The organism is Almyronema sp., assembly GCF_052168255.1.
Lineage (GTDB): Bacteria > Cyanobacteriota > Cyanobacteriia > Phormidesmidales > Phormidesmidaceae > Sphaerothrix > Sphaerothrix epifaneia.
This window is the reverse complement of the sequence record NZ_JBQLZL010000074.1, coordinates 94,494-116,488: the sequence shown is the minus strand read 5'-3', so window position 1 is coordinate 116,488 and position 21,995 is coordinate 94,494. Positions and strand designations below refer to the sequence as shown.

General features: G+C 49.8%; 24 protein-coding genes. 16 read left to right on the top strand and 8 right to left on the bottom strand.

Annotated elements, in window-relative coordinates; all coding sequences use genetic code 11:
• Window positions 1-460 precede the first annotated feature (460 nt).
• From ACTS3T_RS16930 to ACTS3T_RS16910, 5 genes are all read left to right on the top strand, one after another.
• Window positions 461-1,204, top strand: a complete 744-nt coding sequence (locus tag ACTS3T_RS16930) for a PEP-CTERM sorting domain-containing protein (protein WP_377964749.1) — start codon at window positions 461-463, stop codon at window positions 1,202-1,204.
• A gap of 102 nt (window positions 1,205-1,306) precedes the next feature.
• Entirely contained in the window at window positions 1,307-2,149 is an 843-nt protein-coding gene (gene crtA / locus ACTS3T_RS16925; RefSeq protein ID WP_377964751.1) for a cyanoexosortase A, read from the top strand.
• 108 nt (window positions 2,150-2,257) lie between these two features.
• Window positions 2,258-2,884: a cyanoexosortase A system-associated protein gene (locus ACTS3T_RS16920; RefSeq protein WP_377964753.1), complete on the top strand. Its 627-nt coding sequence runs from the start codon at window positions 2,258-2,260 to the stop codon at window positions 2,882-2,884.
• A 349-nt stretch (window positions 2,885-3,233) separates the two neighbouring features.
• Window positions 3,234-3,920, top strand: a complete 687-nt coding sequence (hpsJ-A, locus tag ACTS3T_RS16915; RefSeq protein ID WP_377964755.1) for an HpsJ-like protein, cyanoexosortase A-associated — start codon at window positions 3,234-3,236, stop codon at window positions 3,918-3,920.
• Between the two features lie 333 nt (window positions 3,921-4,253).
• Complete coding sequence (locus ACTS3T_RS16910; RefSeq protein WP_377964757.1) at window positions 4,254-5,327, top strand: tetratricopeptide repeat protein; 1,074 nt, start codon at window positions 4,254-4,256, stop codon at window positions 5,325-5,327.
• On the opposite strand, the gene mutY is transcribed toward ACTS3T_RS16910, so the two are convergent.
• The 4 genes from mutY to ACTS3T_RS16890 all read right to left on the bottom strand — a co-directional run bounded on the left by mutY (window position 5,324) and on the right by ACTS3T_RS16890 (window position 7,521).
• The gene (gene mutY / locus ACTS3T_RS16905) at window positions 5,324-6,400 is read right to left on the bottom strand and encodes an A/G-specific adenine glycosylase (RefSeq protein ID WP_377964759.1); all 1,077 of its coding nucleotides are present in this window, start codon (window positions 6,398-6,400) and stop codon (window positions 5,324-5,326) included. The two genes, ACTS3T_RS16910 and mutY, sit on opposite strands and share 4 nt — an antisense overlap.
• 84 nt (window positions 6,401-6,484) lie before the next feature.
• Window positions 6,485-6,823 (bottom strand): DUF760 domain-containing protein, encoded by a 339-nt coding sequence (locus ACTS3T_RS16900; protein WP_377964761.1) that lies wholly within the window; start codon window positions 6,821-6,823, stop codon window positions 6,485-6,487.
• A 153-nt stretch (window positions 6,824-6,976) separates the two neighbouring features.
• Complete coding sequence (locus ACTS3T_RS16895) at window positions 6,977-7,219, bottom strand: 2Fe-2S iron-sulfur cluster-binding protein (RefSeq protein WP_377964763.1); 243 nt, start codon at window positions 7,217-7,219, stop codon at window positions 6,977-6,979.
• Between the two features lie 8 nt (window positions 7,220-7,227).
• Window positions 7,228-7,521: a DUF2470 domain-containing protein gene (locus ACTS3T_RS16890; RefSeq protein WP_377964765.1), complete on the bottom strand. Its 294-nt coding sequence runs from the start codon at window positions 7,519-7,521 to the stop codon at window positions 7,228-7,230.
• A gap of 49 nt (window positions 7,522-7,570) precedes the next feature.
• On the opposite strand from ACTS3T_RS16890, the gene ACTS3T_RS16885 reads away from it, so the two are divergent.
• Window positions 7,571-7,954, top strand: a complete 384-nt coding sequence (locus ACTS3T_RS16885) for a hypothetical protein (protein WP_377964767.1) — start codon at window positions 7,571-7,573, stop codon at window positions 7,952-7,954.
• Complete coding sequence (locus tag ACTS3T_RS16880) at window positions 7,951-8,391, top strand: PPC domain-containing DNA-binding protein (RefSeq protein WP_462935274.1); 441 nt, start codon at window positions 7,951-7,953, stop codon at window positions 8,389-8,391. Before ACTS3T_RS16885 ends, ACTS3T_RS16880 begins: the two co-directional genes overlap by 4 nt.
• Here ACTS3T_RS16880 and ACTS3T_RS16875 read toward each other — a convergent pair.
• On the bottom strand, window positions 8,388-8,921 hold the full coding sequence (locus ACTS3T_RS16875) for a carboxypeptidase regulatory-like domain-containing protein (RefSeq protein ID WP_377964769.1): 534 nt from the start codon (window positions 8,919-8,921) through the stop codon (window positions 8,388-8,390). The two genes, ACTS3T_RS16880 and ACTS3T_RS16875, sit on opposite strands and share 4 nt — an antisense overlap.
• Window positions 8,922-9,012: 91 nt before the next feature.
• A complete protein-coding gene (locus ACTS3T_RS16870; RefSeq protein ID WP_462935273.1) occupies window positions 9,013-11,034 on the bottom strand; it encodes a hypothetical protein in 2,022 nt (673 codons plus the stop codon).
• Between the two features lie 308 nt (window positions 11,035-11,342).
• On the opposite strand from ACTS3T_RS16870, the gene ACTS3T_RS16865 reads away from it, so the two are divergent.
• From ACTS3T_RS16865 to ACTS3T_RS16845, 5 genes are all read left to right on the top strand, one after another.
• Window positions 11,343-11,978, top strand: coding sequence for a DUF4333 domain-containing protein (locus tag ACTS3T_RS16865; protein WP_377964772.1), 636 nt, complete (start codon window positions 11,343-11,345; stop codon window positions 11,976-11,978).
• A gap of 126 nt (window positions 11,979-12,104) precedes the next feature.
• Entirely contained in the window at window positions 12,105-12,812 is a 708-nt protein-coding gene (locus tag ACTS3T_RS16860; protein WP_377964774.1) for a MotA/TolQ/ExbB proton channel family protein, read from the top strand.
• A gap of 12 nt (window positions 12,813-12,824) precedes the next feature.
• Entirely contained in the window at window positions 12,825-13,244 is a 420-nt protein-coding gene (locus tag ACTS3T_RS16855) for an ExbD/TolR family protein (RefSeq protein WP_377964776.1), read from the top strand.
• Between the two features lie 21 nt (window positions 13,245-13,265).
• Window positions 13,266-13,688 carry an ExbD/TolR family protein gene (locus tag ACTS3T_RS16850; RefSeq protein WP_377964778.1) on the top strand — a complete coding sequence of 141 codons (423 nt, stop codon included), beginning with the start codon at window positions 13,266-13,268 and terminating at the stop codon, window positions 13,686-13,688.
• 372 nt (window positions 13,689-14,060) lie between these two features.
• The gene (locus tag ACTS3T_RS16845; RefSeq protein ID WP_377964780.1) at window positions 14,061-14,723 is read left to right on the top strand and encodes a DUF305 domain-containing protein; all 663 of its coding nucleotides are present in this window, start codon (window positions 14,061-14,063) and stop codon (window positions 14,721-14,723) included.
• A gap of 226 nt (window positions 14,724-14,949) precedes the next feature.
• Here ACTS3T_RS16845 and cax read toward each other — a convergent pair whose 3' ends face one another.
• Window positions 14,950-16,059: a calcium/proton exchanger gene (gene cax, locus ACTS3T_RS16840; RefSeq protein ID WP_377964782.1), complete on the bottom strand. Its 1,110-nt coding sequence runs from the start codon at window positions 16,057-16,059 to the stop codon at window positions 14,950-14,952.
• A gap of 99 nt (window positions 16,060-16,158) precedes the next feature.
• On the opposite strand from cax, the gene ACTS3T_RS16835 reads away from it, so the two are divergent.
• The 4 genes from ACTS3T_RS16835 to ACTS3T_RS16820 all read left to right on the top strand — a co-directional run bounded on the left by ACTS3T_RS16835 (window position 16,159) and on the right by ACTS3T_RS16820 (window position 21,230).
• Window positions 16,159-17,154 (top strand): endonuclease/exonuclease/phosphatase family protein, encoded by a 996-nt coding sequence (locus ACTS3T_RS16835; RefSeq protein WP_377964784.1) that lies wholly within the window; start codon window positions 16,159-16,161, stop codon window positions 17,152-17,154.
• A gap of 65 nt (window positions 17,155-17,219) precedes the next feature.
• A complete protein-coding gene (locus tag ACTS3T_RS16830) occupies window positions 17,220-18,314 on the top strand; it encodes an AAA family ATPase (protein ID WP_377964785.1) in 1,095 nt (364 codons plus the stop codon).
• The gene (locus ACTS3T_RS16825; protein WP_377964787.1) at window positions 18,315-19,010 is read left to right on the top strand and encodes a DUF4276 family protein; all 696 of its coding nucleotides are present in this window, start codon (window positions 18,315-18,317) and stop codon (window positions 19,008-19,010) included.
• Between the two features lie 99 nt (window positions 19,011-19,109).
• Window positions 19,110-21,230: a hypothetical protein gene (locus tag ACTS3T_RS16820; protein WP_377964789.1), complete on the top strand. Its 2,121-nt coding sequence runs from the start codon at window positions 19,110-19,112 to the stop codon at window positions 21,228-21,230.
• On the opposite strand, the gene rph is transcribed toward ACTS3T_RS16820, so the two are convergent.
• Window positions 21,227-21,946: a ribonuclease PH gene (gene rph / locus ACTS3T_RS16815; protein ID WP_377964791.1), complete on the bottom strand. Its 720-nt coding sequence runs from the start codon at window positions 21,944-21,946 to the stop codon at window positions 21,227-21,229. The two genes, ACTS3T_RS16820 and rph, sit on opposite strands and share 4 nt — an antisense overlap.
• Window positions 21,947-21,995 lie beyond the last annotated feature (49 nt).

The following is a 21,995-nucleotide window of genomic DNA, read 5'->3' as shown; positions in this document are numbered from 1 at the left end:
TCAGGTGAAGACTCCCAAGCCCGTCTTTACCGTCCGCCCTTCACAAAACTCCTCAAAGCAGAAACCCGATTTGAAGCTTGTATAAACTCACCAGAACGAATCTTTCAACCCTTTTTATCAAATGCGAGTATAGGATTCAGCATCTATACCTCAGTGACATACGGAGAAGCCGTCTCAGAACTTGCGGTTTTCGGTTAAGTTCAATCGCCTACTAGCAAAGCTCTGAGCTTTTATCCGTAAAATCTCTGCTACCAACGCCTCACTACGGCTAGTCAGTGTTCTTAAAAACACCGCCTACTCAGTAGAAGCACGACTACGCCTAACCGAACGGAGTTTCTCGGTTCAGAACTAGGCATCGCCTCTGTGCGGCTGAGCGCCTCCACCGAGTCTAGAACGGATGTCGGCAGGCAAACGCGATCGCACTCTCCTCTCGTTCTTTCGTGAAAGGAATTTGTTGACAATGGTTCAAAGGTTTTGGCAAAAAACGGTTTTACTGTCATCACTGGCGCTGGCAACAGGCTTGATGGGGTCTGTTGTTAGTGCTGCTCCGGCGCAAGCAACCTCAACGACTCGGTCTATTCCGGCTTTTGGTTTTGGCTGCGTCAGCAATAATAACGCGAGCAATTGTGAAGCAGGCAGCAATCAATTTCAAGTCAAACTAACTGAACATAGCCCTACTCAGGTAATGTTCAAGTTTTTTAATATCGGGCCAGCCGCTTCGTCCATCACCCGTATTTACTTTGAAGATACGGGGTTTAAAACTTTAGGATCGGTTGCTCAAATTGTTAACTCTGCCGGGGTTAACTTCTCAACCAACTATCCCGGTAATGCCAACATGCCAGCGGGAAATACCATTGACTTTAAAACGACCTCCAGTGTTGGAGCGACCAGCCCAGTACAGCCTAAGGGGGTCAACAACGATCCTGATATAACAGACAGTTCGCCTTCAGAATTTGTTGGCATTGTCTTTAACGTTTTGCCGGGATTCAACGATTCTTTTAACGCTGTCGTCACCGATTTGCAGCGAGGTACTTTACGGGTGGGGCTTCATGCACAAGGGTTTAGCAATGGAGGCAGTGAAAGTTTTGTCAACGGTGCCGTGCCGGAGCCAATTACGACAGTGGGGTCAGGTATTGCGTTGGGGTTTGGCGCACTGCTCAATCAAAAGCGAAAAGCGGCAAAACGTAAAGCGGCTAAAGCTTAATTAAAACTGCCTGCTTTTGACCCAAATAACAGCTAACGCTAGCTGCTAAAGGGTGCGCGCGATCGCGTACCCTCAAACCGTCTGGCACGCAACTGTCAAACTTTGAAACCCCGACTCAACCTGATGGCGGCTCAACCTTTATCTCAAAAACTTTTCAACGACAAACTGTGGCTGTTGGGAATTACGGCAGGTCTGATTGCCATTCATCTGACCATGACGGAGCGATTATCCCAAAGTGAGTTATTCAGTACCAGCCTGCTGTACTGGTCAGCCATTGCCTACTTAATTTGGCAAAAGCACGAGCAGTTGCAGTTGAGAAGTGATGGGCCTAGCACCGTTGCTGGGTTGTTGTTAGTTCTTTTGATTTTAGTCAAAAGTCAGGCTTTAGGAACCGCAGATTTTTTCTTGAGATTGTTCCCTTTTTTGCTGGTCTTGGCGGTAGGGTTAATCGCTTCGGGTTGGCAAGGGCTAAAGCAATACTGGCGAGAGCTACTTATTTTAGTTTTTCTCATTCCCCATAGCGGTTTGCTCTCTCAGCTACTGGATATTTCTAAAAGCACGGCTCAGGCAGCTACCGTCTTTTTGTGGTATTCAGGTTTTGATGTTTATCGCCAGGGTGTTTATGTAGTACTGCCTACTGGCAGCGTAGAAGTTAATCCAGGTTGTGCTGGCTACAACTTAATCATGCAGCTAGCGGGTACTAGCGTTATTTTTTTGGTCATGTATTCAACCCGGTGGTGGCAAAAAGTTTGTTTACCCGTAACGGCTGTACTCTTTGGGTTTTTGGTCAATGCCATTCGGGTTAGCATTATGGCCGTTCTGGCAGCTTCCTCAAACCAAACAGCCTTTGAGTATTGGCATACCGGAGAGGGTTCTGTCATTTTTTCAGCCGTTGCCATTACTCTGCTGGGCTTGTTTTGCTTTTTCACCCTTCAGCCTGAATGAGGTCAGTCTTTTTATTCAGCAACAATAATGAAGCACTGGCGATCGCTAAGAAGTTTTCTTTTGTTTATAACCTTTCTGAGTGTTTTGGGCGTACTCAGCAAGCTTCTGTTGACTTCAAAAAATCCCGTAGCACCCCAAGCAAAGCTTAAACCGCTGCCTTTTCCTACAGAAATTTCTCTAAACAACTTTGAGTTTTTAAGTAGCGACGCGATTCAACCTCACTCAGCTAAAAATTCTGGTTCACAAAATCGTTTAATTAATGGCTATGTCTATGAATATGAGCAAGCTGAGCGATCGCTTACTATCGAGATGTATTATCTATTTGATACCAGCGGCAATGTTATTGGCTTTCTCAATGAGAATACAACAATTCCGGCTGAAGCTGTTGCCCCCCATCTCAGAACAGAACGATATCAAGCAGCGATCGGCTATTACCTGTTGTTTAGCCATCAAACTAAAGATTACTTAGTTAGCTGCATTAACCCCAAAGGTGAAAGTACCGTTACCTTACCCCAATTTAGAGCCAATCGATATCGCTACGATATCTGGAGTCCACGCCTTTTAAGGTGGATGTTTACTTCAGAAAATATTCGTGACTTTCGCTGCCTCTGGGTGGTTATATCTCTAACCGATAAGTCAGATTCTGTTCAAGAGAGATACGCAATTTTAGAAAACGTTTGGTTTGACTGGTATGGACAGTGGCAACCTAAATTTTCGCGTTTACAAACAAGGTAATGCATCAATGGAATTGAAGATATAGCGATCGCCAGCAAAGTTAAGAGAATGTTTAACAAGATATCTACTGCCTCGCAAAACGGTTTAGATCCTTCAAAATCCCTATTAAAAAGGGAGACTTACGAGCCAATATCCTTTTCAAGTAGGGCTAGGAGAGATCAATAAGTATCTAAAATCACAACTATTGGCTTTGCAAACTCTCTCTAAGACACTCAAATGGCTGCAAGTTGCCGACAGGAAATCTTTGATTCTGGCTTTAGCTATATGTAGATTTTTAAACAATTTAGCTGGCTTGGCCGACATAGCTCAAGTTTTTCAACTGATATAACCCTTTATTCTGCAAGCTCACATGGTTAACACAAATTCCAGAACGCATGACTCTCGTAAAACCTTTGCTTTAGTTCGTTCGTCGGGCTATGGACTGCTTTTTATTTTTGCGCTTCAGCTAGCAGACACTTTTATTCCCGCTTACTTTATGGATCCTGATTGGGAACTGAGTATGGTTGCCAATCTAGTGGAAAGAATGCCTTTGGCGTTGATTGCCCTAGTTTTAATTTTCTTTGGAGAAATGAGCCTAAGAAAAAAATGGGAAAAGCCGCTTTTACGAGGTTTATCTTGGTCAACGCTGATAGTGGGTTTATTGTTTCTCAGCTTAATTCCTCTCAGTGTTAGCGCTAGCATCAAGCTCAAAACTCAAACTTCAGCCGAAGTCAACTTTGAATATCGGCAACAAATCAACCAACTAGAGCAGCTTAAAACCAGAGTAAACAGTGCCACTAGCCAAGAAATGAATGCTCTCGCCGCCGCTTTAGCTACCCAAAACAGCACCGTTGAAGTGAGTGATAATCAAACGTTAGAAGAACAGGTTCTAGCCGAAATTGATTTGGCTAAGCAACAAATTCAGGCTCAGCGCGACGAAGCTGAACTGAATCAGTGGCGCAATCTGCAAAAGAACGCGGTTAGGTGGAGTTTGAGCGCTCTTATTTCTGCTTTTTTGTTCTTTTCAGTATGGAATTTAACGGTCTGGGCGCGTTAGTCTCAGTTTTCAGACTGCCTCAGGTGAATTTACGCAAAATTTTGGGCTAAATCAGCGATATCTCCCGCTAGAGCGACTTTGCTGGGCTGAGATATCGCTATCTTTATGCAAATTACGTGGATTAAAGCGCTATTGCCGTTAAAGCGCGAGTTAGCTCCTGAGTGGATCTACGGTTTTAGTCGAAAGCTGCCGTCATTAGCATAGGAGAACTGAATCGGTTTGTCGGGCGAGTGTGTGCTTCCTGTTCGCTTTGCTTTTGGGTTTTGGTTCTAGAGCGATTCTAAAACCTGCCAGTTTTTCTGTGTTAACAGCAACTCGCTAGCAGCATTATTTATGGATCCTTCAACTTGCATCATCGCAACTGTTAACAGCGTGCCTGATGGCACTCGTGAGACGCTTTTGCATTCTGGCTCATCGGTTACAGAGGCGCTAAACCCTTTGCAAGCAGAGGTCTTAGTTTTACAAGCTACTCAAGCTTGGCGACAGGGCAAACTTCACCAAAAAGAAGGTCGTTACGAGGCAGCGATCGCTGCTTATCAGCAAGCACTGCTTAACTACCAGCAACTCGGCGATTCCCTCAATCAGGCTAAGCTGCTGCAAATCCTAGCTACAGCTTTTTATAGCAATCACAGCTACCTTTGGGCGGTCGATTATGGTCGTCAAGCCCTAAAAGCGGCTCGTTTGCTGGAAAGTTTGCCGATGGAGCAGCAAGCGTTAACGCATCTAGGCAACAGTTATCGGCACTTGCACGACTATGCAAAAGCGCTTGAATGCATGTCGAGTAGTTTAGATCTGGCTAAAACCCTGGGCGATCGCACCGCTGAAATGGTAGCGCTCAACAACCTAGCTATGATCCAAAAGCGATTGGAACAACCACAACTGGCCGTCCAGTCTTATCAAGCTAGCCTTGCGATCGCCCAACAGCTAGCAGATAGCGCTTTAGAAGCTCAAATTCTTCGAAACCTGGGCAATACTTACTACAGCCTTAACCTACACAACCAAGCCATTAGCTGCTACGAGCAACTCTTGGCGATGGGGCAAGAAACCCTGAAACCACAAGTCATTGGCCGAATTTTGAATCATTTAAGTGCGGCCTGTTGCAACGTCGGTGACTATCAGCGAGCCTCAGGTTATCTGACGCAGCAGCTAGAATTAGCCCGTCGCAGTCAGGATTATCGCGGTGAGGCGCAGACCCTAGAACGGCTAGGCATCAACTACGAACTCCAAGGCGACTATGCAACCGCCCTCAAGTACCGCGAACAGCGGCTCCAGCTAGCCTTATGGTTGCAAGATGCGAGTCTGGCTCGTCAAGCGCTGCGTAAGCTACAGGAAATTTGCATCATGATGGGGGAGTTTGCCCGCTTTACCCGCTACATGGACTTGGTAATGGAATCTCAAGGCTGTTAAGCGCTAGCAGCCCTAAGCGCCTCAATAATTTGCACGTTGGCGGCAGGAAAGGGGTACGCTTCAATTTCATCCAGGGTTACCCAGCGCACCTCATCGCACTCAAGCGGCTGCGGTTCACCACTGAGGTGACGACAATAGTGAACGTTTAGGGTCACTTTGAAGTGAGTATAGGCGTGTTCCAATACCATCAAGCGATCGCCCACCTCAATTTCAATGCCCAGTTCTTCCTGGATTTCGCGTTTGATGCAAGCTGCGATCGTTTCATTCGGCTCAACTTTGCCTCCCGGAAACTCCCACAGGCCACCCAAAAGACCTTCTTGGCGACGGCGATCGATCAAAATTTCTCCTTGATCGTTGCGAATAACCGCTACTCCAATAAACTTGTGTGGCAGCGGCGGACGACTTTCAGACATAGGCAACTCCGACTGTACATTTTGATTGTAGGCTTGGCAGTGCTGTTGCCAGGGGCAAAGTAAACAAGCAGGATTGTGGCGAGTACAGATCGTCGCGCCTAGATCCATGAGCGCTTGATTAAAGTCCCTGGGATATTGCGGATCTAAAAGCGTTTCTGAAAGCTGCCATAGCTGATTTAAGACTTTGCGGGGGGGATGGGGCAAAGCAACCAGCCGCGCCAGCACCCGTTTGACATTGCCATCTAGGATAGGGACTGGCTGATTAAACGCTGCACTCAGAATGCCGCCAGCCGTTGTTTGCCCAATCCCTGGCAGAGCCATTGCTGCGGTGATCTGACGCGGAAACTGTCCCTGATGCTGCTGCACAATGGCTTGAGCAGCGCGGTGCAGGTTGCGAGCCCGCGCATAGTAACCTAACCCTTGCCACGCTTTGAGGACAGCTTGCTGATCGGCGGCGGCCAACGCCTGCACCGTGGGAAAAGTCCCTAGCCAGCGATCGTAGTAGGGCAAAACGGTCTTCACTTGAGTTTGTTGCAGCATAATTTCTGAGATCCAGATGGCATACGGATCTCGGCTGCGTCGCCAGGGTAAGTCTCGGCCAAACTCGGCATACCAGTCCAGCAGCGATCGCCGTAGCTGCAACACAACAGAATTCGGCAAGCCCTCTAGCGAACTTGCCGAAATAAAAGTCTCTCTCAAAAACTCAGATGGGTTCAAGGAAAGGGGTCAGACTCAACGTATTGGCTAATCTGCCAAACTAGATCCATCTACTTCTGCTAAAGCCTGTTCAAAGGTCATTCTTTGCTCAGCACTGCGCAAGAAGTAGCCGCTCATCATCGCAGACGCCAGTAGCCGCCCTAAGTGTTCACGGCTGGTGGTAATCGTAATATCAAAGTGCTGCGACGGCAAACCGCCTAACAACCCGACGATGTTGTGCTCCATCACTTGCAGCACTTCAGACGAATCAGGCTTAGAAAGTTGAGCAATCGTTTCAGGTTCTAAAGACTGAACATACTGCATCAGGGCGTTGCCCCCAGCAGATTTACCAAAAAATTCTGACGCTTGACCGGGCGCGTTATTCACAACAGCTACCTCACGCGGACAACAAAGGCTCGTTAGGGTAATCACCGTTTGAGCAACGTTACACTGCTATGCAACGCTTAATGTCACTTTAACAAGCCTAAGCCAGCCTCAGGGTAAGTAGAACCGAACCCGGTATAGAGAGGTTTATGTACCTCACCAGGTTGGATCAACATAGAGATTGACGGTCATCTGCGATCGCCCACCGGGTACAGCACTGATACAGGCACAGATAGGTTCTGCCTCGCCTTCAACTTCAACTTCACAGGCGTGACAAGACCCCATCAAGCACCCTGTAGGGATGCTCACGCCCGCGCGATCGGCAACTCGTAGCAGGGGTTCACCGACCTCAGCTTCCACTTTGACGTTGGCGGGCAAAAAACAAATTTCTACACTCATAGCAACCTCTATTGAGCGTTGTTCGGCGTTGCCTGAACCTGCTTCAGCATTTCGACTAAGGTGTGGTGAGCATCCTGAGCGTTTTCAAGGCTATGATCAAACTCAACTCGAACAGGCAGGGCTTCTCCTGCGACTTGGGCAGTCAAATTCATCCCCTGGGCGTCGATAGAGTCCATTGAAGCGGCGGTAGCTGCCTGCATTCCACCAAAAATCTGGGCATACACCAAAACCGCATCGGCATGATCTTTGTTCATGTGTTTGCAAATGCGATCGCTGATTGCCGCTGAAATCGCTTCAGACATGTAAAATTCTCCAAGCTACCCCCTTAACCTAGCATTGCTTACAGCCGTGATGGAGTCGTTAGCCCCCCCTCTCAACCACCCTTGGCCTACGGGCTATATTTTTCAAAGTCCGGGGGGTCATTTCACCTATCGGGTGGTGGGGCCGTGCTGCCGCTTATTTGATCGAGAGCAATTGCCCTGGCCCTGCTGTCGGCTACAGTGGCACGGGAAAGAACCCAGTTGGCGGCGAATTGGCCGTCGCCTTGTGCCGGATATGGCAACCCGTAAGTTTGCCTCTTACAACGTTGAAATTGTCGGTCAGGGATACCGCAGTGAATCGTTTGTGATCACGCTTTACACCTTTGCGCTACCCCCAGAGCAACAGCACTGGTGGTATGCTAAGCGACTCGCTGCTCAAACTTTGTCCACTGCCACAGCGAGTCTGTCAAAATGATGCGATCGCCGCTGAGTACTCTGGCGTTACGTCTTAACCCTGGATCTGACCTAAAGACGAGTCTGCTTGAGTTGGCTACTGCAAACAACCTGCAAGCAAGCTGCATTCTAACGGCAGTTGGTAGCCTGCAAGCAGCCCATTTGCGCTACGCTGGCCAGTCACAAGGATGTCAGTGGCGGCAGCGCTTTGAAATTGTGTCTTTGGTGGGCACGTTTTCTACTAAAGCAGCCCACCTGCACATTGCCTTAGCTGACGAGCAAGGGCAACTGCTAGGTGGGCATGTCTTAGAAGGTTGCGTCGTCTATACCACGGCTGAGCTGGTGGTTGGAGAACTGACGGCGTTGACTTTCGATCGCCAAATCGACCCACAAACAGGTTATCCCGAATTGCTCATCCAGCAGCGAACGGTGGTGCAAACGGGCAACGGCTGTGTCTAAAAAGATTGCCGCTGGCGACGAAGACGGGCGATCGCGAGGCTACCGCCCCCCAAAGCGGCCAGAGCAGCGAGGCCAATGGGTGAAATAGCGCCGTAGTGAATATCTGATTTTTCCCCTTCGCTGATGTTTTGAAAATCGATCCCCGTTTCGCCTACTGGAATGGTGACAATATCGCCATGTCCTTCCTGACGGATTTTGACCGTCCAGTTACCGGGCATTGACTCGTCCGGTACAAAAGCAAACTGTCCGCTTTCGTCAGTGGTGCCGACGCCCCAAGGCGTTTCTGGGTCGTTGGGAGCATACACGGTAACTTCAGCGCCGACAAAGGGTGAACCATCCCCGAAGGTAGACTCTAGCACCAGGGTAGAAGCGGCGTCTCCGCTGACGCTAGATTCAACCGCCCTTGCAGAATCGTTGGGTTCGGCCAGCAGGGGCACAAAATAATTTGTCTGGACAGCGTGGCCAAAAGCGCTGCTAGGCAGTCCTAACACCGCGATCGCCGCCAAAGGCACCAGTAGCTTTGCTTTCATGGAAATAACCTCTGCCAATAATAAGGCGTGACTTAAAGCTGTGCTCCATCATAGCGACTCATTCTAGCAGAGCAACTCAGCTCCGTAACCGTTAAGCTCTATCCAGCCTCAGCAGCCGCCATAGCCGCTTTTTACCCAATCCTAAGCCCACTAAAGCCAATCCCCAGCCCATCCCGCCTTCTGGCACTTCAGTGGGTGGTTGTGGCTTCAAGCTCACATTATCAATGAGCAGTTGCGTGGTTTCGGTAGCATCCGCCGTTATTAGACCAATACCTAGCGAGTAAGTCCCGGTAGTGGGCACAACAAACGAAAAGGTTTGAGAACCCGTCAACCGATCTGGATCGGTGAGCAAATTAAACAACTGGGTTTCAAGCACCTCAAAAGTCTGGCTCAAACGGCTAATAGACACAAAAGCAGAAGTGCTCGGATCTAGCGCTAAGCCCTGAGTAAGCAGTTGCCAATTTAGCGTCAGGATGTCGCCAGCCTGGGCAAAAAAGGACTGCCGAATGGCTGAGCCGACCGTATTTTCGATCGCTCCTAAACTGTCAGGCGGCAACTGCAAAAAAGCTTCTAAGCTGTCATCTCCTAACACTTCACCTGAAGTAGCCAGAGCCGCTTGAAACTGACCCGCAACCGGGTCAGCGCCAATCGCCGCTGTGACAGGCTGCACATTGCCCCGGCTCAGCCAGCCTGCTAAACCAGCTTCAAACCCAGCATTGACTAGCTGAGTGGGATCAAAATCGGGGCGGAGCTTGAGTTCAGTAATCTGCGTAGACCAGCGATCTTCGGCTGAAACGTATTCTTGAAAAGTCCAAAAGGTGAGCTGATCGGCTGGATCTAAAGTAGTAGCGCTGTAGTCACCCCAGCGATTGCGGCCAGCGCCAAAGGTCACCTCATAATCGCTGACCCCCGCTTTGAGCAGTAGCGGATCGCTAAAAGTAGTGGCGTTGCCAGCCGTTTGCCCAGTAATGGCGTAGGCACTGACAAACTGATTGGGGCCAGAGGCATTAAAGCCGATAACAACATCTTCGTAATCGTTAACGGCGATCGAGCCGTAATAAAAATCGTTTTCAGGGTCGGCAATCAGCCCCTCTTGCAAAAGCTGGCCAGTTGCGGCATCGATTTGAAACCAGCGTAAGGCGGCTCGTCCGGCCTGTTCGACGGTTTGCACCCCCCAAACTGCGCCGTTTTGCGTCACGGTATGGGTACTCAGGCGATCGCCGCCAATTTCTAAATCTTGCTTTGGCCCTGGCTGATCTGCCGAAAAAATTGGGGCAAAGGGATCTAGAGCGATAGCGGGTTCGGTTGTCTCTAGCGTAGGCTGGGTAGCCACATTTTCAATCCGAGTCGGCTTTAACTGCTGAGCATTGAGGCTAGAGAGCAACACAGCAGCGTTGGCATTATCTAAATTGATCGAGGGCTGAAGACTAAATCCCGTTTGAGCAATCAAATTGCTTTCAAAAAGCGTTGCCTGTGCCACCGTGGGGTTCATACCGAGCAAATCAGCTTTAGGAATTGCCAAAATGTGGGTTTCTAAACTGGCCGCATTTTTGCCCGGTTGCGGAAACATATTGGCCGTTAAATAAACCCCTGATTTGTCAAAACCCAAGGTGGGAAAATCAGCCCAACGTTGATCGCTAGAGTCACTGTCTATGGCAAAACCTGTCCAGCCCGATAGCGGATCAGCCGAATTAGAAACTGCTAATAAAAACTGATTATTGGCATTCGGATTGTCAACCGCAGCCGCTAGCCAGCGTTGGCTAAATGGGTCATAAACAACTCTAGGATCGAACGTAAAACCTTGAAAATTAACGCCCGCTTCGAGCCAAAACTGATCTAAGGTACTTGATTCTACTAAAGCACCTGTGGATTTTTCATAAACCTTGTAACCGCCATTGATAAATTCAATTACGTGTTTTGAACCGACGCTACCACTTGGGCTAGGTGGAATTAAATTACTATCAATAAAAAGCGTGCTGCTGGTAAAGTTATGACCAATATCTAGCGTCGCAGCCTCAACCTTGGCAGCATTTGCAATCGGATATGTAGCCGTTACGAGTACAGCGGCAGCAGTGAAAACCGTCAGGAACTTAGTGGGTGGAAGGCACTGCATTGTTAATTTGCAAAAACTTAAAGACTTTAACGATCGCCTGGTAGATCCACTACCCTAACTTTCATCAAATACGAGGCCAGTGCCAATCTTTCCGGAGTAACTTTTCGGAAAGAAAACATTAGTCTGAGCTATATAAAGGGGGGGTCAATCTTCCGGGTTAGTTGGCAACCTCAGCGGGCAACAGCTAATCGAATGGGGCTTGAGGTTAAGATCTCCTTAACGCTGTCTTGATGCGTACTCTGTGGCAAACCCGTATAGTAGAAGCCGACTCATCGTATTAACCCCATCAGATTGTGTGTAAATTCCTGATGCGATCCGGACGCCTACTTTCTATTTTTGGCTTGCTGATAGTAGGCTGTAGCCTGCGGATAGATACGGCTCAATTAGAGAACGACATTAAAGCAGGGATTGAACAGCAAGGTTATCGAATAAAGCTACGATCCGTAATCTGTCCTAGTGGGATTGACCAACAGACAGGTGTTGTGTTCAAGTGTGTGGCTGAGCTAGTTTCTGACGAAACGTTTGATATTGAAGTCCGGCAACTAGATGACTCAGGAAATTTAGATTGGACAGTGCCGTCTTCCAAAGTCATTCTCAACGTGGCGACGCTAGAAACCGATATTCAAACCGCCTTGGCTCAAGAGGTAGGGCAGCGGCCTGCGATTGATTGCGGCCCGCTCTATCGGCTGAATTTGCCGGGAGAAAGTTTTGAGTGCAATGTTGTGGGCGACCCGGTGGCCTCTGGCGATCGCATTCCTGCTGCGATCGCCAACGTAGACACCGAGGGCAATCTCACCTGGCAAGAAATTCGGTATCCGATGCCTGCGGCCAACCCAACCCGTTCGCTAGAATCAAATGCAGCAGCAACAGGTGCGTCAACTGCGCCCACAGAGGCAACCGCTGCAGCATCAACGCCAGCAACCCCAGCCGATAGCGACGACTGAAGATCAACGGCTTAACCGCTGATTAATCTCGCGCTTATCTTCTCTTAACAGCCTAGCTAGCGAAGTCCGCTATGCTAAAGCGGCGTCACCTCAAACTCCCTAACCTCAACTGCGGCTGAAATCGCCATGACGACTGTTTTCGATTTTTTGGCTAAAGGTGGCCCTGTAATGGTGCCGATCTTAGGGGCTTCTGTTTTAACAATCGCCTGCGGATTTGAGCGCTCTTGGTTTTGGACGCGGCTTTTGCGTCGAGAAGGGCAAATTGTTCACCAGGTTTTAGAAGCTGCTCGGCATGACCTCAACCAGGCGGCTGCGATCGCCGCACGAGCGCAAGATCTGCCCATAGGTAGATTTTTGCTGGCTCCCCTGCGTCTGAAGCATCCCTCTCCGGAAACTTTTCGCTTGGCAATGGAAGCGGCAGGCGATCGCGAGTTTGTCAAAATGCGCAAAGGCGACAAGCTGTTAGAAACGGTGGTTGCGGTTGCGCCACTTTTGGGGTTGCTCGGTACGGTAACGGGTTTGATTGCCACCTTTGGCAGTTTAAATATTGGCGGCGGCGGTAGCACTGAGCAGGCTTCTGCCGCCGCCTCAGGGATTGGAGAAGCGCTAATTACCACAGCAGCAGGAATGGTTGTTGCCATTATGGCTCTGCTGATTTTTCGCGTTTTAGTTTCACTACAGTCGCAGCAGATGGACTATTTTTCGGATGCGGGCAATGAGCTAGAACTGATTTATCGGCAATACTGGTATGAGCCAGCTATTTTAGCAGCAGACAACGCCCTATCAGAGCAGACAAACACTCCGCCTAAAATGCTTTCAGGCGATCGCTACTAGCAAAACCAGCCCATGCGATTTCGACAGTCACGCGACGAAAAGCTGCCCCAGGTAGACCTGATTCCGATGCTGACGGTGATGATGGGAATTCTGGCTTTTTTTGTCATGGTGACGCTGACGTTAACCAGCCAAAAGCTGCTAGAAATGGATCTGCCGCCCAAAAGCGCAGACAACGCACCAGAAATTACGCCGGAACAACTGCGACAGCTCTTTCTCATCCGTTTAGACGATCAAGGTCAGCCCCTTTTAAACGAAGCACCTATAGAGGCCGATCAGCTCAAGCTGCGGATTGAAGCCTACCTCAGCAAAAATCCTGGCAAAACCGTTTATGTAGTACCTGCTAAAGATCTCTCCTACGAAGCTGTGATTCAGTTTGTAGAAGAAATGCGAGAGGTAGGTGGCGATCGCGTTTCTTTGGCGATCGAAGAATAAACCTGGCGAGACTCAGCAGCTATGCGCTTTAAAAAACAACGCCTCGGCTCTCAAATTCCGGAAGTTAACCTCATCCCCATGATGGACGTTTTGATGACCGTCTTAACGTTTTTCATCATTATTTCGATGACGCTAACAGGGCAGCAAATCATCAACGTGCAGCTCCCCGAATCCCTCAGCCAAGGGCCAGAAGCCGCCAAGCTACCCTCTGAAGCCAGCAAACCGCTTGTGGTTGGCCTCAGCCAAGACAATCAAATTATTCTAGACAACGAAGCCGTTAATTTAACCCAGCTAGCCCAACAGGTACGCGCTTATGGAGCGGAAAATCCAGAAGGTCAAATTGTCTTAAAAGCTGACAAAACTTTACCCTACAGCCAAGTCGCAAAACTCTTAAACGACATTCGAGACATGGGGGCTAATCGAGTTTCTTTAGCAGTTGAATAAATTCTCAAACTGGATTTTGCTTGCAGACGGAGGCTAGCAGTCAATATTGAGAATTTGGGCATTGCTGAATAGCGGTATGATTTTTCGGATTTTTGGCTGAACTTTCAAAGGATTCAGCGTTCAATTCATACTTTGAATCAGCAACACCAGAATTTGCTATAACCGTTTGGCTGTAGGTTTAAGCTATTGTGGGTAGCCTTTTGTATAGCTATTGTCACCAGCCTTGAGACACTTCAGTGGCTTGTGGCCTTCTGTCTTTAGCTATATAAGCCCTGCTGTCAGCTAGTATGCCTATCTCGCTTAAACGCGTGAGGGTGACAAAGCAAAATACACGCGATAAAGATCACTGCAACAAGGATGGGTTAAACCTACATGCGTCTGAAACGAGCTTTAGCTTTAGGGGGATTGGGCAGTTTTTTAGTCGGTTCTGGGGTTTTGACAGGCTGTAATTCTTTGAGTTCGCAGGTGCCGACGCTCCCAACTAGCTCTATACATCATCCAGCGGTCGATCACGCTATGACGATGGACTTAGGCCCTAAGGATGCTGATTTTGACCTGCGATTTATTGACGGCATGATTTTGCACCATCAAGGGGCGATCGCCATGGCAGAAGCCGCTTTGCAAAACTCCCAACGCGACCAGGTTAAGCAGCTAGCACAAGCGATCATTGCTGCTCAACAAAGCGAAATCAGCCAGCTACAGCAATGGCGACAAGCTTGGTATCCTAACGCCGGGTCTGAGCCAGTAATGTACCATGCCCAAATGGGGCACACGATGGCAATGACGCCCGAAATGCAAGTTGCGATGCGAATGGATGGCGGCTTGGGCGAGGCAGATGCTGACTTTGATCTACGCTTTATTGATGGCATGATTCCTCACCATGAGGGAGCCTTAGCTATGGCTAAGCAGGTAATAGAAAATAGCGATCGCCCTGAACTAAAAGCACTAGCCCAGGCTATCCTTGCCACTCAGCAGTCAGAAATTGACCAGATGAACCAATGGCGACAAGACTGGTACGGCCAGCCAGCTAGTTAACCTATCGCTGTAGCCACAGGCGTTGAGCCACTTAAATAGCTGCAACCCGCTGGCAGATGGGCTTTTCTGCTGCCCTTAGCCTTCTTGGGCAATCGCTTAGCCCTAGCAGCTACCCCGCTGGCGATGACCCCAGCAAACCTTCAATTTGCCTATCGATAAACCGCTTAACCACGGCTGACATCTACCCCAGATCCGCGAGGGGCTTGATGTCAGCCGTAACTGTTAGTTAGCCAATTCCCGACACAACGGGATGAAAATAAAAGGCCAAACTTAGCACCGCATAGGCAGCGAGTAACAACGTGCCTTCCAGCCAGTTTGAGCGGCCATCTGAGCTAATAGAATTGGCAATTAGTACCGCAACGGCCACAGCAACTAACTCAAAAGGATTAAAGCTCAGGTTCATAGGTTGACCCATAAAGTAGCCCGCAATTACCAGCACTGGTGCCACAAACAGGGCAATTTGCAAGCTCGAACCCACAGCAACCGATACCGACAGATCCATTTTGTCTTTGATCGCTACGGTTACGGCTGTAGCATGTTCGGCGGCGTTACCAATAATCGGCAGCAAAATCACGCCTGTAAACAAGTTAGTTAACCCTAGCTGAGCGGTTGCTACTTCTAAGGCGTCTACCAACAGCTCTGACTCTAAAGCAACCAGCAACGTCGCCCCCAGCAAAACGGCTATCCACAGCTTCAAGTTGGGTTTGTGTTCATGCTCGGCGGTTGTTTCAGCCGTTTCAGGTAGCTCGGCTGCTTCTAGACCCACATCGTAGAGATAGGCGTGGGTTTTCATAGAAAACAACAGCGTCAGAGCGTAAACCACAATCAAAACGCCAGCCACCGTCAACGACAAGGTTTGCTCTACAGGCATATCAATGCCCTCAGAGGTATAGTCCACCGCCGTGGGCAATAAAAGGGCAATGACGGCCAGATTCATAGAAGAGGCGTTGACTCGAGCCACGACGGGCTGAAATTCTTGCTCTTTGCGGTTGAGTCCACCAAGCAGCATCGACAGCCCCATGACCAGTAGCAAATTACCAATAATCGATCCGGTAATGCTGGCTTTAACGACGTTGACCAGCCCTTCATTCAGCGCGATCAACGCAATGATCAGCTCAGTAGCATTGCCAAAGGTAGCATTTAGTAGCCCGCCCCAAGATGGCCCTAAAACTACAGCAATCTCTTCAGTCGCTGTCCCCATCCAACCTGCCAGCGGGATAATGGCGATCGCCGCTGTGACAAAAACCGTCAGTTCGCCCCACTCTAAAACATGGGCGACCATAGAAATTGGTACAAAAACTAAAAGCCCAATAAAGATTATGTTTTTGACACTCATTCAGGTGTTTACTCCCTAACAGGGGCGGATAGAAGAAAATCTGTCCCAACTATTGTTCAGTCAGACGGCTGGAATAGCAAGCGTAATTAGGGGAGAGTCATGAGAGGATTGTTGAGAATTTTGGCGATCGCAGTTGCCCTACCTGCTCTAGCGGTAGCGGCCTTTTTTCTGTGGGCTAGTGCTGGCAGCTACCCTAAAGATCGCTACGGCGAAGTTGTCCAATTCAGTAGTGCCGTTCCCCCAGACAAAGACACGCTCAGCGTCGTTTCTTACAACATTGGCTATCTCTCAGGGCTAACCAATAATGTCGCGGTTCGCCGCGATCGCGCTTTGTTTGACACTAACCAAAACACGGCTGTAGACGCCCTCGCTCCGATAGACGCTGACTTTGTGGCTTTACAAGAAGTCGATCTAGAGGCTAAACGATCCTACAACGTCAACCAGGTGGAAGCGATCGCCCAAGCCCTACAGTTTCGCTATGGAGCGATCGCCGTTAATTGGGACAAAAACTATGTGCCTTTTCCGACTTGGCCACCGTCGGCCCACTTTGGCCGCATTCTGTCTGGGCAAGCTGTGCTGAGCCGCTACCCAGTTACAGATCAAGAACGCTTTGTGCTTGACAAAGTTGCCAGCAACCCAGCCTATTACAACGCCCTTTATCTCGATCGCTTGGCTCAAGTTGCTTTCATCAACGTCAATCAACAGCGGCTTGTGATCATCAACGTTCACCTAGAAGCTTTTGACACCGCTACTCGCCTCCAGCAAACCGACTATGTGCTAAATCTGGCTGAGCAATATGCTTCTACCAGCCCTGTGCTGCTGCTCGGCGATTTTAACAGCGCCCTTAACCGTCCAGAAGAAGGAGAAAAATCAATTCAGCGGATTTTACAAAGCGATCGCTTCCGATCTGCCTTTGAGCTAGCGGATCCGGCAAACCCAGCGATCGCCACCTTTCCTTCGGATCAACCCCAGTTCAAACTCGACTACATTTTTTATAATCCTGACAAAATAGAAGTCTTAGACGCTCGGGTGGTTAAGGAAGCCGCGCAAGCTTCAGATCACCTGCCAATTGCAGTGCAGTTCCGGCTGAGGTAGTGAGGGAGAGGGGGAGAGGGGGAGAGAATAGAAAAGAGTTTTGGGTTTTGAGATATTGATTAACTATGCTCAAACGACTGGCACTTTATGGGTTTAAGTCTATTAAGGCAATGGAGCTTGAGCTACGTCCCCTCAATATCTTGATTGGAGCGAATGGGGCAGGCAAAAGCAATCTCATTTCGTTTTTTAAAATGCTCAATGAGATGATGGCCGGACGTTTTCAGCAATATGTTGGAGTATCGGGGCGGGCCACCTCTCTATTGCACTTCGGCCCTAAAATAACGCCTCAAATAGAAGCAAAGCTGGAGTTTGAAGTTGAGAACAGATTGGATACGTATCAGGTACGCTTATTCCATGCGGCTGGGGATACGCTGATTTTTGCAGAGGAAACGCTGAGCTTTTTGCAAACAGGTTACATAGATCCTAGAACCAATCATTTAGGTGCAGGCCATGAAGAGTCTCGCCTTAGGCAAGCTGCTGCGGAAGAGATAGCGGCGGCTAAAACCCTCCAGTATTTGCTCAACCGCTGTCGGGTTTACCATTTTCATGACACATCCTCGACAGCGGGCGTACGTCAGTCTAGCTATGCTGGCAATACGCGGTGGCTAATGCCAGATGCTGGAAATTTAGCGGCATTGTTACTCAGATTTCGAGAAGAAAATCCTTTAAGTTATCAAAACATTGTTAGAACAATTCGCTTAATTACGCCGTTCTTTGACGATTTTGATCTAGCGGCTGATGCTTCTCATCAAGTGATTTTGAACTGGCGAGAAAAAGGGTCTGATCAAGTATTTGGGCCACATCAGTTTTCTGATGGCACTTTACGGGCTATTTGTTTAGTTACGCTGCTCTTACAGCCCCTAGATGAACTACCAGAGTTAATCATCGTTGATGAGCCAGAATTAGGACTGCACCCTTATGCGCTCAACGTTGTGGCGGCCTTATTTAGCAAAGCCTCTCACTATACACAGATTCTCGTCAGCACTCAGTCAAGTACATTTCTAGACAGTTTCGATACTGAAGATGTAATTACGGTCAACCGTGAAGGGCAAGAATCACAGTTTAGGCGGCTCAATTCTGCAGAATTGGACGATTGGCTCGATGAGTATAGCTTGGGAGAAATTTGGGAGAAAAATGTCATTGGCGGAGGGCCTCATTAAATGGTGAGGCTCTACTTGTTCGCCGAAGGCCAAACCGAACAGACCTTTGCTGACACCTTAATAAAGCCTCACTTAGCTCAACATCATCGTGTATTTATGAATCCTCCTCAGCTAATTGCTCACGCAAGGAAGAAGGGCAAAGCCCACCGGGGCGGTGGACGCAACTACATTCCCATGAGAAATGATATTCTGCGGCGGCTTAAGCAAGATAGCAATCCCGATGCATTTTTCACTACGATGATTGATTTATACGCTATTCATAGCGATTTTCCAGGATTAGCCGCGTCTGAGCGTTTGCGTCAAGATCCTGCCAAAAGAGTCGAATTTCTGGAGAAATGCTTCGCAGAAGATGTTGAGGACGATCGCTTTATTCCCTACATTCAGCTCCACGAATACGAAGCCTACCTTTTCGCTGATCCAACTTGTTTTGAGTACGCTGACTACCTGCCTACAAACAAGATTACAGCCTTGAAAGCGATCGCTGAGCAATACGAAACCCCCGAACTCATCAACGACGGCAAAGAAACAGCACCCAGTAAACGTATCCTGGCCCACTTCCCAACCTACAAAAAGGTCAGCGACGGAACACAATTGGCTGAAATCATTGGTCTACAGACAATTCGAGAGAAGTGCCCCCACTTTAATACCTGGCTACACAAGCTACAATCCCTAAGCAAAGATTCATCCAAGCAATAGCCTACTTCCCTGCTCTCCCCCCTCCCCGCGTCTCCCTATCTCCCCACCCCATCTCTCCCTCTCCCCATCTCCCCATCTCCCCCTCCCCGCGTCTCCCCCATGCCCCCCTCCCTCTGGATCACTGGCTCCACCCGCAGCGGCAAAACGACTCGCTTAATAGAGCAGTTGGCAACCTGGGGTGCAGCGCTACAGGCTGAATTTGCGCCGACGGCTAACCCAGCACAGCCAGGCGCTTCACTGCTGGTGTTTGCCGCCATTGGTGACAACCGTTTAGTTTTAAGTGAACACATCGCCGCTGCCACACAGGGGCGCTATGCCGTTACCACCACCACCCCCGCCGGATTCATTCAAGACGAGGTGATTTTGTTTTGGCCGTTGCTGGTAGAGCGGCTAGCGCTTAAAGCCCAATTTCCGCTAAAGCTAAGACCTGAGAATGAACAAGAGCTAGCGACACGGCTCTGGCGTCACCAACTCGATCAGGGGCCGCTGCAAGCTGAGGGTTGGCGCGAGTATGACTTGGTACGGCGATCGCTCGACTTTCTGCAGCTAGCGGCGCTGGGGGGCATCCCAGCCGAGGAGATTGCCCCCATGCTTAAAGACGGCCTGTTGCCAGGGGTTGGGGCTGAGTCGCTGTGGGCAGGGATTGGCGCAGCCTTGTTAGAGTGGCGTGACTGGTGCTTAGAGCGGGGTCTGCTGCCCTATGGCGTGATGACAGAGCTGTATTGGCGCTATTTGCTGCCGCATCCCACCTATCAAGCCCAGCTAAAACAGCGCTTTTGTGCGGTGCTAGCAGACGATGTAGACGACTATCCCGCGATCGCCCGCGATTGGTTTGAGCATTTTCTAGCGCTAGAAATTCCTGCGTTGTTTACCTACAATCCCAACGGCCAAACACGTTTAGGTTTAGGGGCTGATCCAGACTATCTAGCAGGACTCAGCGATCGCTGCCAGATTGAAACCTTGCCACCTAGCAACCACAGCGCTTTGGTCACAGAACTGGGTGATTCGCTGGTGAACTGGGTGCAAGAGCCGTTGTCTATGCCTGAACTACCCGCTTCAATCCAGTCCATTCAAGCGGTTTCGCGGGGGCAACTCTTGCGGCAGACAGCAGAGGCGATTGCAGAGATGGTGCATCAAGGGCAAGTGGCTGCGGCAGATATTGCTGTGGTAGGGCCAGGGCTAGATGCGATCGCCCGCTATACGCTGATTGACATCCTCAGCCAGCGGGGTATTGCGGTGGAATCGCTAGGGGATCAGCGTCCACCTGTGACTTCGCCGCTGGTGCGGGCACTGTTGACGCTCTTAGCGTTGGTTTACACCGGGCTAGGACGGTTAATCAGCCGCGAAGACGTAGCCGAAATGCTGGTGGTGCTGAGTCAAGCCCCCAGTCGAACAGCCGAACAACCCTGGTTTGAGCTAGTCAGAATTGATCCAGTGCGGGCTGAGTTACTAGCCGATCACTGTTTTGCCCCAGATCCGCAACAGCCCAAACTGCTACCCGTCGATCGCTTTCCCCGTTGGGATCGCTTAGGCTATCAGGCCACCCAAGCCTATGAAGAGATTTTGCATTGGATTGCCGATCAGCAGCAGCAGCAACAGCAGCGCTTGCTACGCAACGCGGTAACGTTAATCGACCGAGCCGTACAGCGCTTTCTTTGGCAGGGCAATCATTTGTCTTACGATCAGCTAGCAGTTCTGCGGGAACTCATCGAAACGGCTCAGTATTATTGGGAGATTGAAGGACGTTTACAGCAATACGAAAGACAGGCGATCGCGACTTCAGCCGCCTCGCCGCATGCGGACGTAGAACGCTTTATTCGGCTTTTGCGCAGTGGTACCGTCACCGCCAACCCTCATCCTGTTCGGGCTTTAGCTGAGCGGCAAGGCATTACGCTCACCACTGTTTACCAATATCGCGTACAGCATCTCAGCCATCGCTGGCACTTCTGGCTAGATGCCGGATCCCCCCGCTGGCTAACCGGGACAGCTATGCTACTGGGAGCACCCCTCTTTTTACAAAGCTGGTCGGGCCGTACCTGGACTATGACCGACACCGAACAGTTTAACGACGCGAACTTAGCCCGATTGCTACGAGACTTGCTGGCACGGGCAACCGAGCGGCTGTATCTTTGCCATAGCGACCTGGCTATTAGTGGTCAAGAGCAGGTAGGGCCGCTGCTAACGCTGGTGCAGGCCAGTCAAGGGGTAACGGCTGGCTAGGTCGCAAAGGCTTGATTTTGTAGCGCCATAATTTCTTCAATGCCTTTTTCTGCCACTTCTAGCATTTGATTAAGCTGAGTGCGGCTAAAGCTGCCTGATTCAGCCGTGCCTTGCACTTCAATCATTTGCTGGGTTTCGTTGAGCACCACGTTAAGATCCACAGCAGCAGCTACATCTTCGGGATAGTTGAGATCTAAAAAGGCTTCTTCTTCGATCAGCCCCACAGAGATCGCGGCGACTTGATGAACCAAGGGCGATCGCGGGATCTGTCCCTGCTCTAGTAGGGTGTTGACCGCATCTTTGAGTGCTACATAAGCCCCCGTAATCGAAGTAGTACGGGTACCGCCATCGGCCTGCAACACGTCAGCATCCACCGTTAACGTAATTTCGCCCAAAGCACTCAGATCCAGACTAGCCCGCAAACTACGGCCAATCAGCCGCTGAATTTCTTGGGTGCGTCCTGAAAGCTTCAAAAACTCGCGCTGGTGACGTTGGGGGGTGGCTCCGGGCAACATGCGGTACTCGGCGGTCAGCCACCCCTGACCTGAATTTGCTAAAAAGCGCGGCACTCCCGGCTGCACCGAAATGGTACAGAGAACCTGCGTATCGCCACAGCGCGTCAGCACCGAACCCGCCGCAAAACGGGTAAACTGGCGCTCAAAGTGAATGGCGCGAAGCTGGTCGGGCTGCCGACCGTCAGGACGTTGCCAAGCCATAATAGTTTGCCGCTAAAATCCTCACTCAGAATACAGCAGCAAGGCCGAT